Origin of the sequence: Desulfospira joergensenii DSM 10085 (assembly GCF_000420085.1) — a bacterium.
Taxonomy (GTDB): domain Bacteria; phylum Desulfobacterota; class Desulfobacteria; order Desulfobacterales; family Desulfobacteraceae; genus Desulfospira; species Desulfospira joergensenii.
The window spans coordinates 663015-679727 of the sequence record NZ_ATUG01000001.1 but is presented as its reverse complement, the minus strand read 5'-3'; the positions used below and the strand labels follow the sequence as shown (position 1 = coordinate 679727).

Here is a 16713-nt window from a genome sequence, read left to right as displayed (position 1 = left end):
AGGTCCGTGTCGCCTTCAGTTTGATCCTTGCCGGGCAAATGTGGTAAATAAGAACTTTGAAGAGTTAAGGCTTTCAATCCCTTCATTATATAAATGCCTATCACTTATATGGAGGTGGAAATGGCGGTTACGGTTTTGATTAAGAGAAAGGTCATTGACGGAAAAGGGGAGCTTCTGGAAAACCTCTACCAAGAGCTCATTGCCCTGGCTGTGAAGCAGGAGGGGTATCTTGGGGCTGAAACCTTCCGGCGCATGGACATCAAGGACGAGTATCTGGTCATCAGCCGGTGGCGTGATGTGGAAGACTGGTCCAAATGGCTGGTCAGCGAGGGCAGGCGGGCTTTTCAGGAGCGCATTGATGCCCTGACCGATACCAATACAAAGTTTGAAATTTATGAATCCGCCCAATAGGGGGGATAGGGGAAAAAAGATTTGAGATATTCACAGGCCCGGCCGGGCAGGGTTTTTGTACTGAGACTGGAACAGGGAGAAACGGTTCATGAAACCATTGAGACCTTTGTCCGGGAAAAGGGAATTCAGACGGCATCCGTGATTGCTCTGGGCGGGGCAGACCGGGAAAGCGTGCTGGTGGCCGGGCCGGAAAAGGGAGATCAGCGGCCCATCATTACCCAGCTTCAGGTCCTGGACGATGTTCACGAAATCATGGGCACGGGCACCATTTTTCCGGATGAAGAGGGCAGCCCCATCCTCCACATGCACATGGCCTGCGGCCGGGGACCCGATGTCCGGGTCGGATGTATCCGGAACGGGGTTAAGGTATGGCTTTACATGGAAGTGGTCATCCAGGAGCTTGTGGATTCCTCCGGGATACGGAAAATGGACCAGGACTCCGGATTCAAGCTGCTGGAACCCTGAGTTCTGCCATAAGAAATTTGAAAACGGGGATTTGCCGGAAGGTCAAACCAGGGTTGATTCAAAACAAAGGCCCCGGCAGGGAATGCCGGGGCCTTGAAATTTCATCCGGGATTTTTCAGGCAGGCCGGAAAGACTTACCGGTTCTGGATCTCCAGGTCGTTAAAGAAGTAGCCGATTTCAAAGGCAGCCGTCTCAGGGGCATCGGATCCGTGAACCACGTTTTTTTCAATATCCGTGGCAAATTCTTTTCTGATGGTGCCTTCTTCAGCTTCCTTGAAATTGGTGGCGCCCATGAGTTTTCGGTTTTTGGCGATGACATCCTCCCCTTGAAGGACCATGACAACGATGGGGCCGGAGGTCATGAAATCCGTAAGGCTGCCGAAAAAAGGGCGTTCTTTGTGAACGGCATAAAAACCTTCTGCCTGGGGTTTGGTCAGGTGGATCATCTTCATGGCGGCGATTTTGATGCCGTTGGTTTCAAAACGTCTGATGACCTCGCCGATGATGTTCTTCCCGACGCCGTCGGGTTTAATGATGGATAATGTTCTTTCCATTGCTGGTATTCCTTTCCGCTGTATATGGTTAAAATTGCTTGTCAAAAACGGGGTTGCAAAGTAGCACAACAGGGGGGTATAAGTCAATGAGCGCCGGGGAGGCCGGCAGGTCGAATCGGAAAATGATATTGAGACTCCGGGATGGAAATATCGTGAAGATAATTAAAATAGGGGTGACCGGATCTGCAGGATCGGGAAAAAGCCTGGTATGCGGGATCTTCAAAGATCTGGGTCTGGTGACCCTGGACTGCGATCAGATTGCCCGGCAGGTGACCGAACCGGGTCAGAAGGCCTACACTAAAATTCTTGAACTCTTCGGCCGGGATATGGTTCTTGAAGATAAAAGACTGGACCGGCCCAGGCTGCGAAATATCATGGTGGCCCGGCCGGATCTGCGAAAGGGTCTGGAGGCCCTGCTTCATCCCATTATCCTGGATGAACTTTTTTCCCAAATGGAGGCGGCCCAATATCCCCGGGAACCGGCCTGTGCCGCCGAGGTGCCCCTCTTGTTTGAGCTGGGCCTGGAGCATCTCTTTGACGCCGTGGTCACCGTGGCCGGGGATGAAGGGGATCTAACGGCCAGAATTGCCCGAAGAGACGGGGTGTCCCGGGCCGATGCCGCCGGGATCCTGGAGCTCCAGATGACCCAGTCGGAAAAGATCAGACGATCCGATTACGTGGTTGAGAACCGGGGAACCCCGGAGGAACTTAAGAATTTAGTAAAAAAGGTTTATCAATCCATCAAAAAAGAATTCTTGACAAAAAACAAATAATACCTTATTTTTCAGGCGTTAATGATAGATGATCACTTATCTGTCTGTATTTCCGCAGTAATTTAGACCTTCAAACTGTCAAAAACAGACTGCCAGGTCGGGGTGGTGCCCCCTAAATTTTACAAATTCAAAACAAGCAAATCTAAAAATAATCAATTAAAACTCGGGAGAATGAATGAATCTTGTAGATCTCAATAAGATGAAAATCAGTGAGCTGACCAAGCTTGCAAAGGAATACAATATTGAAGGGATCAGCGGGCTAAAGAAACAGGAACTCATCTTTGCTCTGCTCCAGGCCAATATTGAAGAGAGCGGCCAGGTATACGGAGAGGGCACCCTGGAGATTCTCCCGGACGGGTTCGGTTTTTTAAGGGCTCCGGGATACAACTACCTTCCCGGGCCGGATGATATTTACGTGTCTCCCTCCCAGATCCGGCGGTTCAACCTGAGAACCGGTGATACCATCTCCGGCCAGGTCCGCCAGCCCAAGGATTCCGAGCGTTATTTTGCCCTGCTCAAGGTGGAGGCCGTCAACTTCAAGAGCCCGGAACTGGCAGCGGAAACCATTCTTTTTGACAATCTTCTGCCCCTGTATCCGGACCGTAAAATGAACCTGGAAGCCGAGCCTGACAATTTTTCCATGCGGGTGCTCGATCTCATGTGCCCCATTGGATTCGGCCAGAGGGGGCTGATCGTCTCTCCGCCCAAGGCCGGTAAGACCATGCTGCTCCAGAATATTGCCAACTCCATGATCAAGGCTCATAAAAATATCGTTCCCATGGTGGTGCTCATTGACGAGCGTCCCGAGGAAGTAACCGACATGGCCCGGTCCGTGGATGCGGAAGTGATCAGCTCCACCTTTGACGAGCCGGCGGAACGCCACGTCCAGGTGGCCGAGATGGTCATTGAAAAGGCCAAGCGAATCGTGGAACAGGGGTATGACGTGGTCATTCTCCTGGACAGTATCACCCGTCTGGCCCGGGCCTACAATGCCGTCATGCCGCCTTCGGGCAAGATCCTGTCCGGCGGCGTGGACTCCAATGCCCTGGACCGGCCCAAACGGTTTTTCGGGGCGGCCCGGAACATTGAAGAGGGGGGCAGCCTGACCATCATCGCCACAGCCCTGATCGACACGGGCTCCAGGATGGATGAGGTGATTTTTGAAGAGTTCAAGGGAACAGGCAACATGGAGCTGGTCCTGGACAGAAAGCTGGCAGATAAACGGGTGTTTCCGGCCATTGATATGAACAAGTCCGGAACAAGAAAGGAAGAATTGCTGATGGATCCCATGATTCTCAACCGGGTATGGATCCTGAGAAAATTGTTGTCAAGTTTAAATTCTGTTGATAGTATGCAATTTTTACTTGAAAAAATGCAAGGAACAAAGGATAATAAAGAGTTTCTTGAATTGATGAATTCTTAAGGGAATTCTTTTTTATTGTGCAGCCTTTATTAACGAGGCATCTTAAGGAGTTAAGGGGAAATGAAAAAAGAAATACATCCGAAATACGCAAAAACAACCGCTTCCTGCGCCTGCGGCGCCACCTTTGAAGTGGGTTCCACAAGGGAGAACATCAAGGTGGAAATCTGCTCCCAGTGCCATCCCTTTTTTACGGGGAAACAGAAACTGGTAGACTCTGCAGGACGGATTGACCGGTTTAAAAAGAAATATGCCGGGTTTGACGCAAGCAAGCTTGTTTAGTTTAAAGCGTTTTGTGTAGCTGAAAAGGGGGCTTGAGAAAAGCGCCCTTTTTGAATTTTAACCCGTGTCTAAAGTCTGGCCATGATTGAAAAATTAAAAGGCATTGAGGAAAGATTTGTAAAGCTTGAACAGCTTTTAAGTGATCCTGCGGTCATCAGCGACCAGAAAAAATACCAGGAATATCTGATCGAGCACGGGGAACTGAACAAGATCGTTCCCGTGTTCAGGCAGTATGAAGCAATCCTGGAAGAGCTGGGGGAAACCCGGGATCTGCTCAAAGACGAGGATCCGGATATCCGCACCATGGCAAAGGAAGAACTGCCGGAACTGGAAGGCCAGGCCAAGGATCTCAAATCCCAGCTCAATCTGCTCTTAATGCCCAAGGATCCCAGGGACGATAAAAATGTCCTCCTTGAAATCCGGGCCGGAACCGGCGGGGAAGAGGCCGGGATCTTTGCCGGGGACCTGTTCAGGATGTACACGAGATATGCCGAATCCAGGAACTGGTCCATTGAGCTCATCGAAAAAAACGATTCCAGTTCCGGGGGGTTCAAGGAAGTGGTCTCCCTGATCAAAGGCAAGGGTGCCTTTTCAAGCTTTAAATATGAAAGCGGGACCCACAGGGTCCAGCGGGTGCCGGAGACCGAGACCCAGGGCCGGGTCCACACTTCGGCCGTTACCGTGGCGGTTCTGCCCGAGGCCGAAGATATTGATATTGATATCAATCCTGCTGACCTGAAAATAGACGTGTTCCGCTCCTCGGGCCCGGGAGGACAGTCGGTGAACACCACGGACTCCGCGGTCAGGATCACCCATGTCCCCACCGGGGTGGTGGCCACCTGTCAGGATGAGAAATCCCAGCATAAGAACAAGGCCAAGGCCATGGGGGTGCTCAAATCCAGAATTCTGGACGCCAAGATCCGGGAGGAAGAGGAAAAGCGGTCTGCCGACCGGAAGGGTCAGGTGGGTACGGGTGACCGGAGCGGCCGGATCCGGACCTATAATTTCCCCCAGGGCAGGATGACCGATCACAGGATCGGACTGACCCTCTACAAACTTGACGCCATCATGGAGGGGGATATCCAGTCGATCATTGATGAGCTCAAGACCCATAACCAGGCCCAGGCATTAAAAGAAAGTCATTGATACACTTCTGATGGACTGGACCATTTTCAAGCTCCTCTCCTGGACGGAAACTTATTTTAAAAAGCATGCCATAGACAGCCCCAGGCTCACGGCGGAAATCCTGCTCGGGTTCAGCTTGGGTATCAAGCGTCTCGATCTGTATCTTCAGTACGACAGGCCCCTGGAAGAGGATGAGCTGATCCGGTTCAAGGCCCTGATCAAGAGGCGGATTCAACACGAACCCGTGGCCTATATTACCGGGGAGAAGGGGTTTTACGAATCCCGTTTCCGGGTGGGTCCCGGGGTGCTGATCCCCAGGCCCGACACCGAGATCATGGTGGAAAAAGCCATTGAGGTACTCGGCTCATCAAATGGGCAGGGAAAAAGAATCCTGGAGCTGGGCGTGGGGTCCGGGGCCGTTGTCATTTCCCTGGCCAGGGCCTGTCCCGGCCATTCTTACTTTGCCGGGGATGTTTCTCCGGCAGCCCTTGCTTCGGCTACTGACAATGCCGGGGAGATCCTGGACCGGCCGGTTCACTTTTTCCGGGGCTCCTGGTTTTCTTCCCTGTCTCCCAAGGCACACTTTGATTTGATCCTGTCCAATCCCCCCTATATCCCCACCCGGGACATTGAAGACCTTGCCCCTGAGATCCGGCTTCACGAACCCGGACCCGCCCTGGACGGAGGCGCCGACGGCCTGGATTCCATCCGTGAGATTTTGGATTCGGCCCATGATCACCTGAGCCCCGGGGGCCTTGTCCTCATGGAGATGGGTTTTGATCAGAAAGAGGGGGTCAAGGCCATTGCCGGGGGGATTAAGGCTTACGAATCCGTGGAATTCATCCGGGATCTGGCCGGTCACAACCGTCTGGTTTTAATTAAAAAAAGAAATTGATTCCCCCTCAAGTTTCTGATATATACAATAGGATTTTTTGTGGACATAAAAACGCACGTCCGTGGACCTGGGATCCGGTGCTTTGACCAGATCGGTTCTGGCTGAGTCGATTTCCGGGAATGAAGCGGGCGAAGGCACAAAACCATTAATTAAATTTGGAGAACAAATGGCTTACATTACAATCAGAGAACTTTTGGAATCCGGAGTCCATTTCGGACATCAGACAAAACGCTGGAACCCGAAGATGAAGAGATATATCTTCGGAGCAAGAAACGGTATCTATATCATCGATCTCCAGCAGACGGTGAAACTTTTCAGGGATGCCCACGATTTTGTCAGGGATGTGGCGGCCCAGGGCAAGGATGTCCTCTTTGTGGGAACCAAAAAACAGGCGTCCGAGGCCATCTATGAAGAGGCCAACCGCGCAGAAAGCTTTTATGTGGAAAACAGGTGGCTGGGCGGCATGCTGACCAATTTCCAGACCATCAAAAACAACATCTCCCGGTTCCATTTTCTCAACTCCATTGAAAATGACGGGACCCTTGAAAATTATCCCAAAAAAGAACAGGCCCAGATGCTCAAGGAAAAGGCAAAACTTGAGTTTGCCATCGGCGGCATCAGCAGTATGAAAAAACTGCCCGGCGTCATCTTTATCATTGATCCCAAAAAAGAGGCCATTGCGGTCAAAGAAGGCAAACGCCTTGGCATCCCCATCGTTGCCGTTGTGGATACCAATTGCGACCCCGATGATATCGATTATGTGATCCCGGGAAATGATGATGCCATCCGGTCCATCCGGCTCTTTGCCTCCCGCATGGCAGACGCCGTAATTGAAGGCCGGCAGATCTACGAGGAAAAACAGAGGGCTGAATCTGACAAGGCGCCGGACGAGGGTGCTGGTCCTGTTGACGGAGATGAGAAAGTGACCATTGAGACCGTATCCGACGGAACAGACGGACCCGTGGTTGAAAAGATCAAGAGAAAAGTTGCACCGGTTGAAACCCAGGAGCCGGAAACATCAGTTGAAACCGCTGAAGAAAAGACTGAATAAGATAATAAGGAGCAAAATACAATGGCTGAAGTTACTGCAGCAATGGTGAAGGAGCTTCGTGAAGCGACCGGATCAGGGATTATGGACTGCAAACGGGTTCTTGCCGAAGCTGAAGGGAATTTGGACAAGGCAATTGAGCTTTTACGGAAAAAGGGACTGGCAAAGGCAGCCAAGCGGGCCGGCCGTTCCACATCAGAAGGAATCATCTACTCTTACATCCACACCGGCGCCAAGCTGGGCGTGCTTGTTGAGATCAACTGCGAATCAGACTTTGTGGCAAAAACAGAAGATTTTTCAGACTTTGCCAAGAACATTGCCATGCATGTTGCCGCTGCCAATCCAGCCGGCCTGAATCCCGAAGATGTGGATCCCGCCATTGTTGAAAAAGAGAGGGAGATCTACAGGGCCCAGATGCTGGAAGAGGGCAAGCCCGAGAACATCATCGACAAGATCGTAGACGGCAAGGTGGAAAAATTCTATAAGGAATCCTGCCTCATGAGCCAGCAGTATGTTAAGGATCCCCAGGTAACCATTTCTGAACTGCTTCAGGAAACCATCGGTAAGATCGGTGAGAATATTCAGATTAGAAGATTTGCACGTTTCCAGATAGGAGAATAAAATCTTGGATGCCCAGCCTGAGTTTGGAAGGATTCTGATTAAACTGAGCGGGGAAGCCCTGATGGGAAATCAGGGCTTTGGTATTACCCCTGAAATGATCAATTACGTGGCAGAAGAAATTGCCAAGGTGGCCCGGCTCAATGTGGAGATCAGCGTGGTGGTGGGCGGCGGAAACATCTTCAGGGGGGTTGCCGGAAGTTCTGCCGGCATGGACAGGACCTCTGCGGACAACATGGGAATGCTGGCAACGGTGATCAACAGCCTGGCCCTGTGCGACGCATTGGAAAAATGTGACATTCCCACCCGGGTTCAATCGGCCATCCCCATGGACAGGGTGGCGGAACCCTTTATCCGGAGAAAGGCCATCCGCCATCTTGAAAAGGGCAGGGTGGTCATCTTTGCCGCTGGTACGGGCAACCCGTATTTTACAACGGATACGGCTGCCGTGCTCAGGGCCCATGAAACCCGTGCCGCCATCCTTTTCAAGGCGACCCAGGTGGACGGAGTCTATAACAAGGATCCCATGGTTCATGAGGATGCCGTCATGTTTGATGAACTCTCCTATATGAGGGTCATTGAAAAACAGCTCCATGTTATGGATATGACAGCCATATCCCTGGCCATGGAACATGATCTGCCCCTGCAGGTATTTGACCTTCATCAGACTGACAATATTTTCAAGGCGGTTACTGGACAGGATATCGGTACCCGTATATACAACAAGTAGGTTAACAGTTAGCCTCTAAAGCTGACAGTACCGGATAGTCAGCTTCCGCGGTTAACTGTTACCTGTTTTTAGAGGATGTGTTGTTATGATAAATGAAGTGCTGGAAGAAACCAGGGACAGGATGGGGAAATCCCAGGACTCCTTTGAAAAGGAGATGGGAAAGGTTCGCACCGGAAGGGCATCCCAGGCCATACTTGACGGCGTGAGAGTTGATTATTACGGCACACAGACTCCTTTGCCCCAGATGGCCACTGTATCCATCCCGGAAAGCCGGCTGATTACGGTGAAACCCTGGGATGTGAGTGTGATCAATGAGGTTGAAAAGGCCATTCTCAAGGCAAACCTGGGGCTCACTCCCTCCAATGACGGGAAGCTGATCCGGATATCCATCCCCCCCCTCACCGAAGAGCGGAGAAAGGAAATCGTCAAGGTGGTGGCCAAGACCTGTGAAGACTATAAGGTGGCGGTCCGGAACATCAGACGGGATTCCAATGAAATGCTCAAGGAACTCCAGAAAGACGGAGAGATCTCAGAGGACGACAGTTTTAAGGGACAAAAACAGATCCAGGATCTGACAGACAAGTATATTCAGAAGCTGGACGAGATCTTTGAAGCAAAAGAAAAGGAAATCCTTGAGGTCTGATCCATCAGAATCCGGGGCAGATGCAAAAGGGCTGAATCCTGACATCCTTCCCGTCCACGTGGGCATGATCATGGACGGAAACGGCCGGTGGGCCCAAAAAAGACTCATGAACCGGATCCGGGGGCATGAGAAAGGGACCCGGACCGTCCGCGACATTGTCTCTGCCTGCCGGGAGCTGGGAATCCAATACCTGACCCTCTACGCATTTTCCACTGAAAACTGGGGCCGCCCCCAAGCCGAAGTCAAGGCCCTCATGGTTCTTCTGAAAAAATTCATCATCTCCGAGAGAGAGGAAATGGAATCCCGGGATATCCGACTGAATATCCTGGGTCAGCTGGACAAGCTTCCCGGAGATATCCAGGAAGAGGCCCAAAAGACAATGGATCTTACCCGGGAAAACCGGTCCATGACGCTGAACCTGGCCTTAAGCTACGGAAGCCGGGAAGAGATCACCCGGGCGGTCCAGTCCCTGGCGGACCAGGTGGCCCAGGGCAGTCTCAAACCCGGGGACATCACGGAAGAATCCATATCCGCCCATCTTTATACGGCCTCCATGCCGGATCCGGACCTGATTATCCGGACTTCAGGGGAATTTAGGCTGAGCAATTTTCTCATGTGGCAGGCAGCCTATGCTGAAATCTATATTACAGATACCCTGTGGCCCGATTTCACTCGGGAGGAGTTTATTCACATCCTTAAAAATTATCAAGAAAGGGACCGACGCTTCGGTAAGGTGAAATGCAGCACGTCAAGCGATGGATAACCGCTCTGATTATTGCCCCTCTGGTGGTCTGGATTCTGCTCCGGGGCAGTACCCTGGTCCTGGCCGCTCTGATATCGGTGGTGGCCATCTTTTCCCTTCGTGAATATCTGACCATTATCTTCGGAAACGACGACGGGCCCATATCCAATACCATAAAGACCATCTCCTATACCATTGCCATGGCTCTGGTGGTGGGAGCCACCCTGGGCGCCTGGCAGGTCATGTTTCTGATTCTTTCCCTGAACCTTGCCGCCCTGGCCGGTTTCGTACTTTTCCGGTTCGCCGCCCAGCCCCGGGTCTTTGATATCATATCCAAACAGGTTCTGGGGATCGTATATATCCCGGTTTCCCTCTCCCTGCTGGTTTTTATCCGGGAGCTTGAGGGAGGAGTGTTCTGGATTATCTGGCTTCTCATCGTCATCTTTGCCAATGATACCGGTGCATTTTATGCGGGAACCTATAAGGGCAGACACAAGCTTTCCCCCAATATCAGCCCCAACAAAACAATCGAAGGCTCTTTCGGCGGGATCCTGGCTGCGGTAACTGCCGGGTTTATCTTTTGTCTGATCTTTTTTCGGGATCCTGCCCTGGCCTTTTTAACCCTGCCCTGTTCATTGGTCATGGCCCTGGCCGGACAGGTGGGAGACCTCTTTGAATCGGCCATGAAACGGGTTTCCTCCATCAAGGATTCCGGACGGATTCTTCCGGGCCACGGGGGCATGCTGGACCGGATTGACGGCCTGCTCATGGCCGTGCCCGTGCTTTACGTCTACCTGGTCTTTGTTATATGAAAGGTCTTTCCATACTCGGGGCCACCGGCTCCATCGGTTCTTCCTGTCTGGACATTGTCCGGCTTCACCCGGACCGGTTCAGGGTCAGGACCCTGACCGGGGCCAACAACCTTGACCGGATGGCGGATCTGATTGAAGAGTTCCGACCGGAGATGGTGGCGGTTCTGGATGAGGAAAAGGCCGTGGCACTCAGCCGGATGCTGAAAGGCATTTCCAAACCTGAGATCCTGTTCGGCCGGACCGGATATGTGGAAGCTGCATCCTGGCCCACCAGCGATGCCGTTGTTCTGGCCATGGTGGGGGCTGCCGGACTTCTGCCGGCCCTGGCCGCAGTAGACGCCGGAAAACAGGTGGCCCTGGCCAACAAGGAGACCCTTGTCATGGCAGGAGAACCTGTCATGGCCCGGGCCCGGGAAAAAAAGGTGGAGATCCTGCCCGTGGACAGTGAGCATTCCGCCATTTTCCAGTGCATCCGGGGAAACCGGGCCAGGGATGTCCAAAGAGTATTCCTGACCGCTTCCGGAGGTCCCTTCAGGACACGGCCCGGATCGGAATTCAGCGATATCACACCGGAAGATGCCCTGAATCATCCCACCTGGAACATGGGACCCAAGATCAGCATAGATTCGGCAAGCCTTATGAACAAGGGCCTGGAAGTGATCGAGGCCATGCATCTCTTTGATCTGGCCCCGGAAAAAATAGAGGTCCTGGTCCATCCCCAGTCCATTGTCCATTCCATGGTGGGGTTTAAAGATGGTGCCGTCATGGCCCAGATGGGAGTTCCGGACATGAAGCAGGCCATCGCCTATGCCCTTTCCCTGCCGGAACGCCTGGATCTGAACACCCCATTCCCGGACTTTGCCGGCTTGGGCGGCCTGATCTTTGAACGGCCCGATTTTGGAAAATTTCCCTCCCTTGAATTTGCCTTTGAAGCCTGCCGAAGGAAGGGAACCCTTCCGGCGGTGATGAACGGGGCCAATGAAATTGCCGTCCAGGCTTTTTTGGAAAAAAAGATAGGATTTACGGGTATATTTGATATAATATCCACATGTATGGGGCTTCATACCTGCATTGACAATCCTGATCTTTCAGGTATTATTGAGGCCGATTCCTGGGCCAGGGAAAAGGCCCTGTCTTTGATTTAAAGGAAATCCAAGGCCGGTAAACCTGCCCGGTATTAAAATCCAACCTGCTGGTTTTACAGCTGATAATTGGAGAGGTATGATATGGGTCACTCTCTTGTGGCATTTATTATAGTGATTGGGGTTCTTGTTTTCATCCATGAGCTGGGTCATTTTCTGGTCGCCCGGCTCTGCGGGGTCGGGGTCCAGGTCTTTTCCCTGGGATTCGGTCCCAAGGTCCTGAGAAAAGTCTACGGCCGGACCGAGTATTGTCTGTCGGCCATTCCCCTGGGCGGGTATGTGAAGATGATGGGAGAGGAACCCGGGGCAGAACTTGCCCCGGAAGACCGCCACCTATCCTTTACCGACAAATCCCTGGGAAAGAAAAGCCTGATCGTGGCGGCCGGTCCGTTTTTTAATTTTTTTCTGGCCATATTTATCTTTTATATCCTTTACCAGTTTTCCGGGATATACCTGGCCCGGCCCGTCATCGGCGAGGTGGTGGAAAATTCACCGGCCCAGAGCGCGGGGCTGAGGCCCGGGGATATTATCCGGGAGATCAACGGGGAAGAGATCGAGTCCTTTGAGGATATCAAAAACATGGTGTCCAAAGGAGACGGGAGCCGGCTTGAAATTGTCGTGGAAAGAGAAAGCCTGACAAGGCGCATGGCCCTTATCCCGGAAAAAAGACCGGATAAAAATGAATTCGGGGAGAGTGTGGACCGGTACGTCATCGGTATCCTGGGCTCCGGTGAGATCTTTCACAAGTCCCTTAATCCCTTCCAGGCCCTGGGAATGTCCCTGTCCGATACCTGGTCCATGGTCAGACTGACCATTGTCTCCGTGGTCAAGATGATCGACGGGTCATTGTCCGCAAAAAATCTGGGCGGACCCATCATGATCGCCCAGATGGCCGGCGAGCAGGCCAAGGCAGGGGTGGTGAACTTTGTCTGGTTCATTGCCCTGGTTTCCGTCAACCTGGGGATCATCAATTTCTTCCCCATTCCGGTTCTGGACGGGGGGCACCTCCTTTTCTACGCAATCGAGGCCGTCACCGGGAAGTCGGTCAGTGAAAAACTGCGTGAAAAACTCATGCAGTTCGGTGCGGCCGTGCTTGTGGCCCTAATGGTTTTTGTTTTTTACAACGATATCCTCAGGAACTTCAATGGTGGGTAATATGATTTCATCCATGGAAATTGCTCTTAAATCGGAACTGCGGGATGCAGAGGCATCTTCGCTGAAGAAAAAGGCCGGGTCCTATTTCGGCATCAATCTGGATTCGGTGCGGTGCGTGAATATCGTAACCATTGAATCCGATCTTACACCGGAACAACTGGAGCGGATAAGACAGGAAATCCTGACCAATCCAGTGACCCAGTTTTCCGGCCTGACTCCCCTGGACCTGGATTTTCACTGGTGCATCTGGATCGGGTTCCGGCCCGGGGTGAGGGACAACCCGGGGGCCACGGCCATGGAGGCGGTGAAGGATGTTCTGGGCAAGGAGTTCGGGGCCGGAGAGGGAATTTATACCTCCAAGCGGTACTGCATCCAGGGAGAGGACCTCAGCCGCCGGGACATGGAAACCCTGGCAGGCCAGCTTTTGTCCAACCCCATTATCCAGCAGTTCAAGATTTTTTCCCGGGAAGAGTGGGATCCGGCCAAAGGTGCGGATGTACAGCCTCCCAAGGTGATCCTCAACCACACCCCCTGCTGTGAACCCATTGACATCGACTCCAACGAGACCCTGGCCCGGATCAGCGACGCAAGAAATCTGGCCCTCAATCCCAGGGACATCCCCATTATCCGGGACTATTTCCTGGATGACCAGGTCCTGGCCTCCAGGAAGGAGGTCGGCCTGTCCAAGCCCACGGACGTGGAGCTGGAGTACATCTCCCAGGCCAGGAGCGATCACTGCAACCACAATACCTTCAACGGGATTTTCCGGTACAAAGACCTTTCCACCGGCGAGGAGGTGATTGAGACCTCCCTGTTCAAGACCTATATCCAGAAGCCCACCCTTGAACTCAAAGAGAAAAAGGAGTGGGTGGTTTCGGTGCTCTGGGACAATGCCGGGGTGGGCCGGTTTGATCCGGACAACAACTACGTGATTACCGGGGAGACCCACAACTCGCCCTCCAACATGGAGGCCTACGGCGGAGCCATCACCGGGATCGTGGGGGTCTACCGGGATCCCATGGGAACGGGTCTCGGATCCAAGCTCTTCATGGGCAGTTTCGGATTCTGTGTGGGCGACATCAACTACAGCGGCCCCTTAAAACCGCCCCTCCACCCCAGACGTCTGCTGGACGGGGTCATCGAAGGGGTCAAGGACGGGGGAAACAAGAGCGGGGTCCCGACGACCTTCGGACAGACCCTGTTTGATCCGGGATACATGGGCAAGAGTCTGGTATTTGTCACGGCCCTGGGCATCATGCCGAGACAGGTACAGGGAAAACCGAGCCATGAAAAGAAGACCTCGCCGGGCGAACTGATCATCATGAGCGGGGGAAGAGTGGGCAAGGACGGCATCCACGGGGTGACCGCATCTTCTGAATCCTATTCCGAAAATACCCCGGCCGGTCACGTTCAGATCGGTGACCCCTATACCCAGAAAAAAATGCACGATTTTCTTCTGGTCTGCCGGGACGAGGGCTTGATTCCCTTTATCACGGACAACGGGGGAGGCGGCCTTTCCTCGTCCGTGGGGGAGTCCGCCATGATCTCCAACGGCTGCGTGGTCTGGCTGGACCGGGTGCCCCTGAAATACGAGGGCCTGGACATGTGGGAGATCTGGGTGTCTGAATCCCAGGAGCGCATGACCATTGCCGTGAAACCTGAGAATCTGGACCGGTTCATGGAGCTGTCCCGGCTCCACGAGGTAGAAAGCACGGTGATCGGCGAGTATACAGATACGGGCAAGCTCCATATCAAATATAAGGATGAGACCTGTGCCTATGTGGACATGGACCTTCTGGAAAAGGGATTCCCGGCCTGGGAATTCGATGCGGTCTGGCTGCCCCCAAAGACCCGGGGGCTGACTGAACCCGTGATTTCAACGCCTTCGGATTTCAACACCCTGATGGTAAAGATGATGGAACGGCCCAATATCTGCTCCAAGGAGTGGATCATCCGCCAGTACGACCACGAGGTCCAGGGCGGATCCGTGATCAAGCCCCTGGTGGGGGTGAAGCATAACATTCCGTCTGATGCCTCCGTGACCCGGCCCGTGCTTACCTCGGAAAAGGGACTGGCCTTTTCCCAGAGCCTGCTGCCCTGGTATTCAAGGATCGACGCCTATCACATGATGACCTGCACCATTGACGAGGCGGTTCGACGGCTCATTGCCGTGGGCGGGTCCCTGGACCATATCGGCGGGGTGGACAACTTCTGCTGGCCCAATATTGGCCAGGATGAAAAGACCAATCCCGACGGCAGTTTCAAGGCGGCCCAGCTGGTCCGGGCCTGCCGGGCATTGAAAGATGCCTGCATGGGATTTCAGATCCCCCTGCTTTCGGGAAAGGACTCCATGTACGTGGACGGCCACCTGGAAGGCCAATTCGGCGAAAGAATCAAGGTCTCTGCCCTGGAAACGGTTCAGTTCTCCGCCACCTCCGTGGTCGAAGACGTGGCTTCCTGCCTGAGCCTGGATCCAAAGGTCTCCGGAGATCTGGTCTATGTGGTCGGACTGACCCGGGACGAACTGGGGGCCTCCGAGTACTACGATCTCTTCGGCAAAACCGGGCTCAATGTCCCGAAGGTGGATTTTAAAGGATCCTATACCCTCTATAAAGCCGTTGAAAAGGCCATTGAAAAGCAATTGCCCGCATCCTGCCATGCCGTAGCCAGGGGAGGACTGGGGGTCCATCTTTCCCTCATGGCCATGGCCGGCGGTCTGGGCATGGAAATCGATTTGTCCCGGGTTCCCGGAAGCGCGGAAAAGGGAAAATCCGCCCTTTCCGATGAGGCCCTTCTCTTTTCCGAATCTGCCGGCCGGTTTATCCTGACAATTTCCCCGGAAAACAAGGCTGTTTTTGAAAAACTTTGCAAGGGACTGGCCGTGGCCTGCGTGGGCCGGGTGACCGACGAACATGCCCGGATGAAGATCACCGGAGCAAAGGGCGCCCTGCTGGCCGATCTTTCCATTGAATCCCTTGAAACCGCATTCAACAAACCCTTTGGAGACATGATATGAGCGTAAAGGCATTGGTGCTGACCGGTTTTGGTCTGAACTGCGATAATGAGACGGCCCTGGCCCTGGATCGGGCCGGTGCAGAATCGTCCAGGGTTCATATTAATTCCCTGATTGCCGGGGATGTCACCCTGTCTGATTTTCATATCCTGGTATTCGGCGGAGGGTTTTCCTGGGGGGATGACCACGGTGCCGGCGTGATCCAGGCCCTGAAGATGAAAAATCATATCGGACAGGACCTGCTCTCCTTTGTGGATGAGGGAAAGCTGATCATCGGGATCTGCAACGGGTTCCAGGCCCTGGTCAACCTGGGACTTCTGCCCGGAATCGACGGGGACTATACCCGGCGGTCCGTTTCCATCACCTTTAATGACTGCGGCAATTTCAGGGACCAGTGGGTCCGTCTCAAGGCCAATGAAGAAAGTCCCTGTGTCTTTACAAAGAACATTGACACGGCTGACTACCCGATCCGCCACGGCGAGGGCAAGTTCATTGCCGACCCGGGTCTGATTGCGACCCTTATCAAGGCCAACCAGGTGGTGTTCCAATATGCAGATAAAAACGGTGCCCCGGCCAGGGGCGCTTTTCCCGAAAATCCAAACGGCTCCCTGGAGGACATTGCCGGAATCTGTGATCCCTCCGGCCGGATATTCGGGCTCATGCCCCATCCCGAGGGCTACAATCACTTTACCAACCATCCGGACTGGACCCGTCGCAAAGAAGAACTCAAGCGCCGGGGAGAATCCCTTGGCCCGGGAATGACCGTGGGGATCCGGCTTTTCAAGAACGGGGTGGATTATATTCAAGAAAATTTTCCTGAATAAGGGTTGGAAGAAGACCCGGTAAAGCTGGAAAAGCAAGAAAAGAAAACCAGGGCTTCGTCCG

The 16713-nt window shown here is 53.3% G+C and carries 18 protein-coding genes; 17 read left to right on the top strand and 1 reads right to left on the bottom strand.

Going from position 1 to position 16713, the window contains the following annotated elements; genetic code table 11:
- Positions 1 to 120: 120 nt before the first annotated feature.
- Positions 121 to 411 (top strand): antibiotic biosynthesis monooxygenase family protein, encoded by a 291-nt coding sequence (locus F608_RS0103410; RefSeq protein ID WP_022664210.1) that lies wholly within the window; start codon positions 121 to 123, stop codon positions 409 to 411.
- 21 nt (positions 412 to 432) lie between these two features.
- Positions 433 to 876: a PPC domain-containing DNA-binding protein gene (locus tag F608_RS0103405; RefSeq protein ID WP_022664209.1), complete on the top strand. Its 444-nt coding sequence runs from the start codon at positions 433 to 435 to the stop codon at positions 874 to 876.
- A 134-nt stretch (positions 877 to 1010) separates the two neighbouring features.
- On the opposite strand, the gene ndk is transcribed toward F608_RS0103405, so the two are convergent.
- Entirely contained in the window at positions 1011 to 1430 is a 420-nt protein-coding gene (ndk, locus tag F608_RS0103400; protein WP_022664208.1) for a nucleoside-diphosphate kinase, read from the bottom strand.
- Positions 1431 to 1582: 152 nt separating this feature from the next.
- On the opposite strand from ndk, the gene coaE reads away from it, so the two are divergent.
- From coaE to F608_RS0103325, 15 genes are all read left to right on the top strand, one after another.
- The gene (coaE, locus tag F608_RS0103395; protein ID WP_244154236.1) at positions 1583 to 2203 is read left to right on the top strand and encodes a dephospho-CoA kinase; all 621 of its coding nucleotides are present in this window, start codon (positions 1583 to 1585) and stop codon (positions 2201 to 2203) included.
- A gap of 175 nt (positions 2204 to 2378) precedes the next feature.
- Positions 2379 to 3626 carry a transcription termination factor Rho gene (gene rho, locus F608_RS0103390; RefSeq protein WP_022664206.1) on the top strand — a complete coding sequence of 416 codons (1248 nt, stop codon included), beginning with the start codon at positions 2379 to 2381 and terminating at the stop codon, positions 3624 to 3626.
- A gap of 60 nt (positions 3627 to 3686) precedes the next feature.
- Positions 3687 to 3905 (top strand): 50S ribosomal protein L31, encoded by a 219-nt coding sequence (gene rpmE, locus F608_RS0103385; RefSeq protein WP_022664205.1) that lies wholly within the window; start codon positions 3687 to 3689, stop codon positions 3903 to 3905.
- 81 nt (positions 3906 to 3986) lie between these two features.
- Complete coding sequence (gene prfA / locus F608_RS0103380; RefSeq protein ID WP_022664204.1) at positions 3987 to 5051, top strand: peptide chain release factor 1; 1065 nt, start codon at positions 3987 to 3989, stop codon at positions 5049 to 5051.
- A gap of 10 nt (positions 5052 to 5061) precedes the next feature.
- Complete coding sequence (gene prmC / locus F608_RS0103375) at positions 5062 to 5925, top strand: peptide chain release factor N(5)-glutamine methyltransferase (protein ID WP_022664203.1); 864 nt, start codon at positions 5062 to 5064, stop codon at positions 5923 to 5925.
- 166 nt (positions 5926 to 6091) lie between these two features.
- Complete coding sequence (gene rpsB, locus F608_RS0103370) at positions 6092 to 6976, top strand: 30S ribosomal protein S2 (RefSeq protein ID WP_027362428.1); 885 nt, start codon at positions 6092 to 6094, stop codon at positions 6974 to 6976.
- 21 nt (positions 6977 to 6997) lie between these two features.
- On the top strand, positions 6998 to 7594 hold the full coding sequence (tsf, locus tag F608_RS0103365) for a translation elongation factor Ts (RefSeq protein ID WP_022664201.1): 597 nt from the start codon (positions 6998 to 7000) through the stop codon (positions 7592 to 7594).
- A 4-nt stretch (positions 7595 to 7598) separates the two neighbouring features.
- Positions 7599 to 8321, top strand: a complete 723-nt coding sequence (gene pyrH, locus F608_RS0103360; RefSeq protein ID WP_022664200.1) for a UMP kinase — start codon at positions 7599 to 7601, stop codon at positions 8319 to 8321.
- A gap of 85 nt (positions 8322 to 8406) precedes the next feature.
- Positions 8407 to 8964, top strand: coding sequence for a ribosome recycling factor (frr, locus tag F608_RS0103355; RefSeq protein ID WP_022664199.1), 558 nt, complete (start codon positions 8407 to 8409; stop codon positions 8962 to 8964).
- The gene (locus F608_RS0103350; RefSeq protein WP_022664198.1) at positions 8954 to 9727 is read left to right on the top strand and encodes an isoprenyl transferase; all 774 of its coding nucleotides are present in this window, start codon (positions 8954 to 8956) and stop codon (positions 9725 to 9727) included. The genes frr and F608_RS0103350 overlap by 11 nt, the downstream gene beginning before the upstream one ends.
- The gene (locus F608_RS0103345) at positions 9703 to 10518 is read left to right on the top strand and encodes a phosphatidate cytidylyltransferase (RefSeq protein ID WP_022664197.1); all 816 of its coding nucleotides are present in this window, start codon (positions 9703 to 9705) and stop codon (positions 10516 to 10518) included. Before F608_RS0103350 ends, F608_RS0103345 begins: the two co-directional genes overlap by 25 nt.
- On the top strand, positions 10515 to 11663 hold the full coding sequence (locus F608_RS0103340; RefSeq protein WP_022664196.1) for a 1-deoxy-D-xylulose-5-phosphate reductoisomerase: 1149 nt from the start codon (positions 10515 to 10517) through the stop codon (positions 11661 to 11663). The genes F608_RS0103345 and F608_RS0103340 overlap by 4 nt, the downstream gene beginning before the upstream one ends.
- Before the next feature lie 81 nt (positions 11664 to 11744).
- Positions 11745 to 12815 carry an RIP metalloprotease RseP gene (gene rseP, locus F608_RS0103335; RefSeq protein ID WP_022664195.1) on the top strand — a complete coding sequence of 357 codons (1071 nt, stop codon included), beginning with the start codon at positions 11745 to 11747 and terminating at the stop codon, positions 12813 to 12815.
- A gap of 1 nt (position 12816) precedes the next feature.
- Positions 12817 to 15831, top strand: a complete 3015-nt coding sequence (locus tag F608_RS0103330; protein WP_027362426.1) for an AIR synthase-related protein — start codon at positions 12817 to 12819, stop codon at positions 15829 to 15831.
- Positions 15828 to 16652 carry a phosphoribosylformylglycinamidine synthase subunit PurQ gene (locus F608_RS0103325; protein WP_022664193.1) on the top strand — a complete coding sequence of 275 codons (825 nt, stop codon included), beginning with the start codon at positions 15828 to 15830 and terminating at the stop codon, positions 16650 to 16652. Before F608_RS0103330 ends, F608_RS0103325 begins: the two co-directional genes overlap by 4 nt.
- Positions 16653 to 16713: the final 61 nt, after the last annotated feature.

Coding starts and splice junctions, on each gene's coding strand:
- prfA (WP_022664204.1), top strand. CDS start 3,987: ATGATTGAAAAATTAAAAGGCATTGAGGAAAGATTTGTAAAGCTTGAA.
- rpmE (WP_022664205.1), top strand. CDS start 3,687: ATGAAAAAAGAAATACATCCGAAATACGCAAAAACAACCGCTTCCTGC.
- tsf (WP_022664201.1), top strand. CDS start 6,998: ATGGCTGAAGTTACTGCAGCAATGGTGAAGGAGCTTCGTGAAGCGACC.
- prmC (WP_022664203.1), top strand. CDS start 5,062: ATGGACTGGACCATTTTCAAGCTCCTCTCCTGGACGGAAACTTATTTT.
- F608_RS0103345 (WP_022664197.1), top strand. CDS start 9,703: ATGCAGCACGTCAAGCGATGGATAACCGCTCTGATTATTGCCCCTCTG.
- ndk (WP_022664208.1), bottom strand. CDS start 1,430: ATGGAAAGAACATTATCCATCATTAAACCCGACGGCGTCGGGAAGAAC.
- F608_RS0103325 (WP_022664193.1), top strand. CDS start 15,828: ATGAGCGTAAAGGCATTGGTGCTGACCGGTTTTGGTCTGAACTGCGAT.
- frr (WP_022664199.1), top strand. CDS start 8,407: ATGATAAATGAAGTGCTGGAAGAAACCAGGGACAGGATGGGGAAATCC.
- F608_RS0103330 (WP_027362426.1), top strand. CDS start 12,817: ATGATTTCATCCATGGAAATTGCTCTTAAATCGGAACTGCGGGATGCA.
- rpsB (WP_027362428.1), top strand. CDS start 6,092: ATGGCTTACATTACAATCAGAGAACTTTTGGAATCCGGAGTCCATTTC.
- F608_RS0103340 (WP_022664196.1), top strand. CDS start 10,515: ATGAAAGGTCTTTCCATACTCGGGGCCACCGGCTCCATCGGTTCTTCC.
- F608_RS0103410 (WP_022664210.1), top strand. CDS start 121: ATGGCGGTTACGGTTTTGATTAAGAGAAAGGTCATTGACGGAAAAGGG.
- rho (WP_022664206.1), top strand. CDS start 2,379: ATGAATCTTGTAGATCTCAATAAGATGAAAATCAGTGAGCTGACCAAG.
- rseP (WP_022664195.1), top strand. CDS start 11,745: ATGGGTCACTCTCTTGTGGCATTTATTATAGTGATTGGGGTTCTTGTT.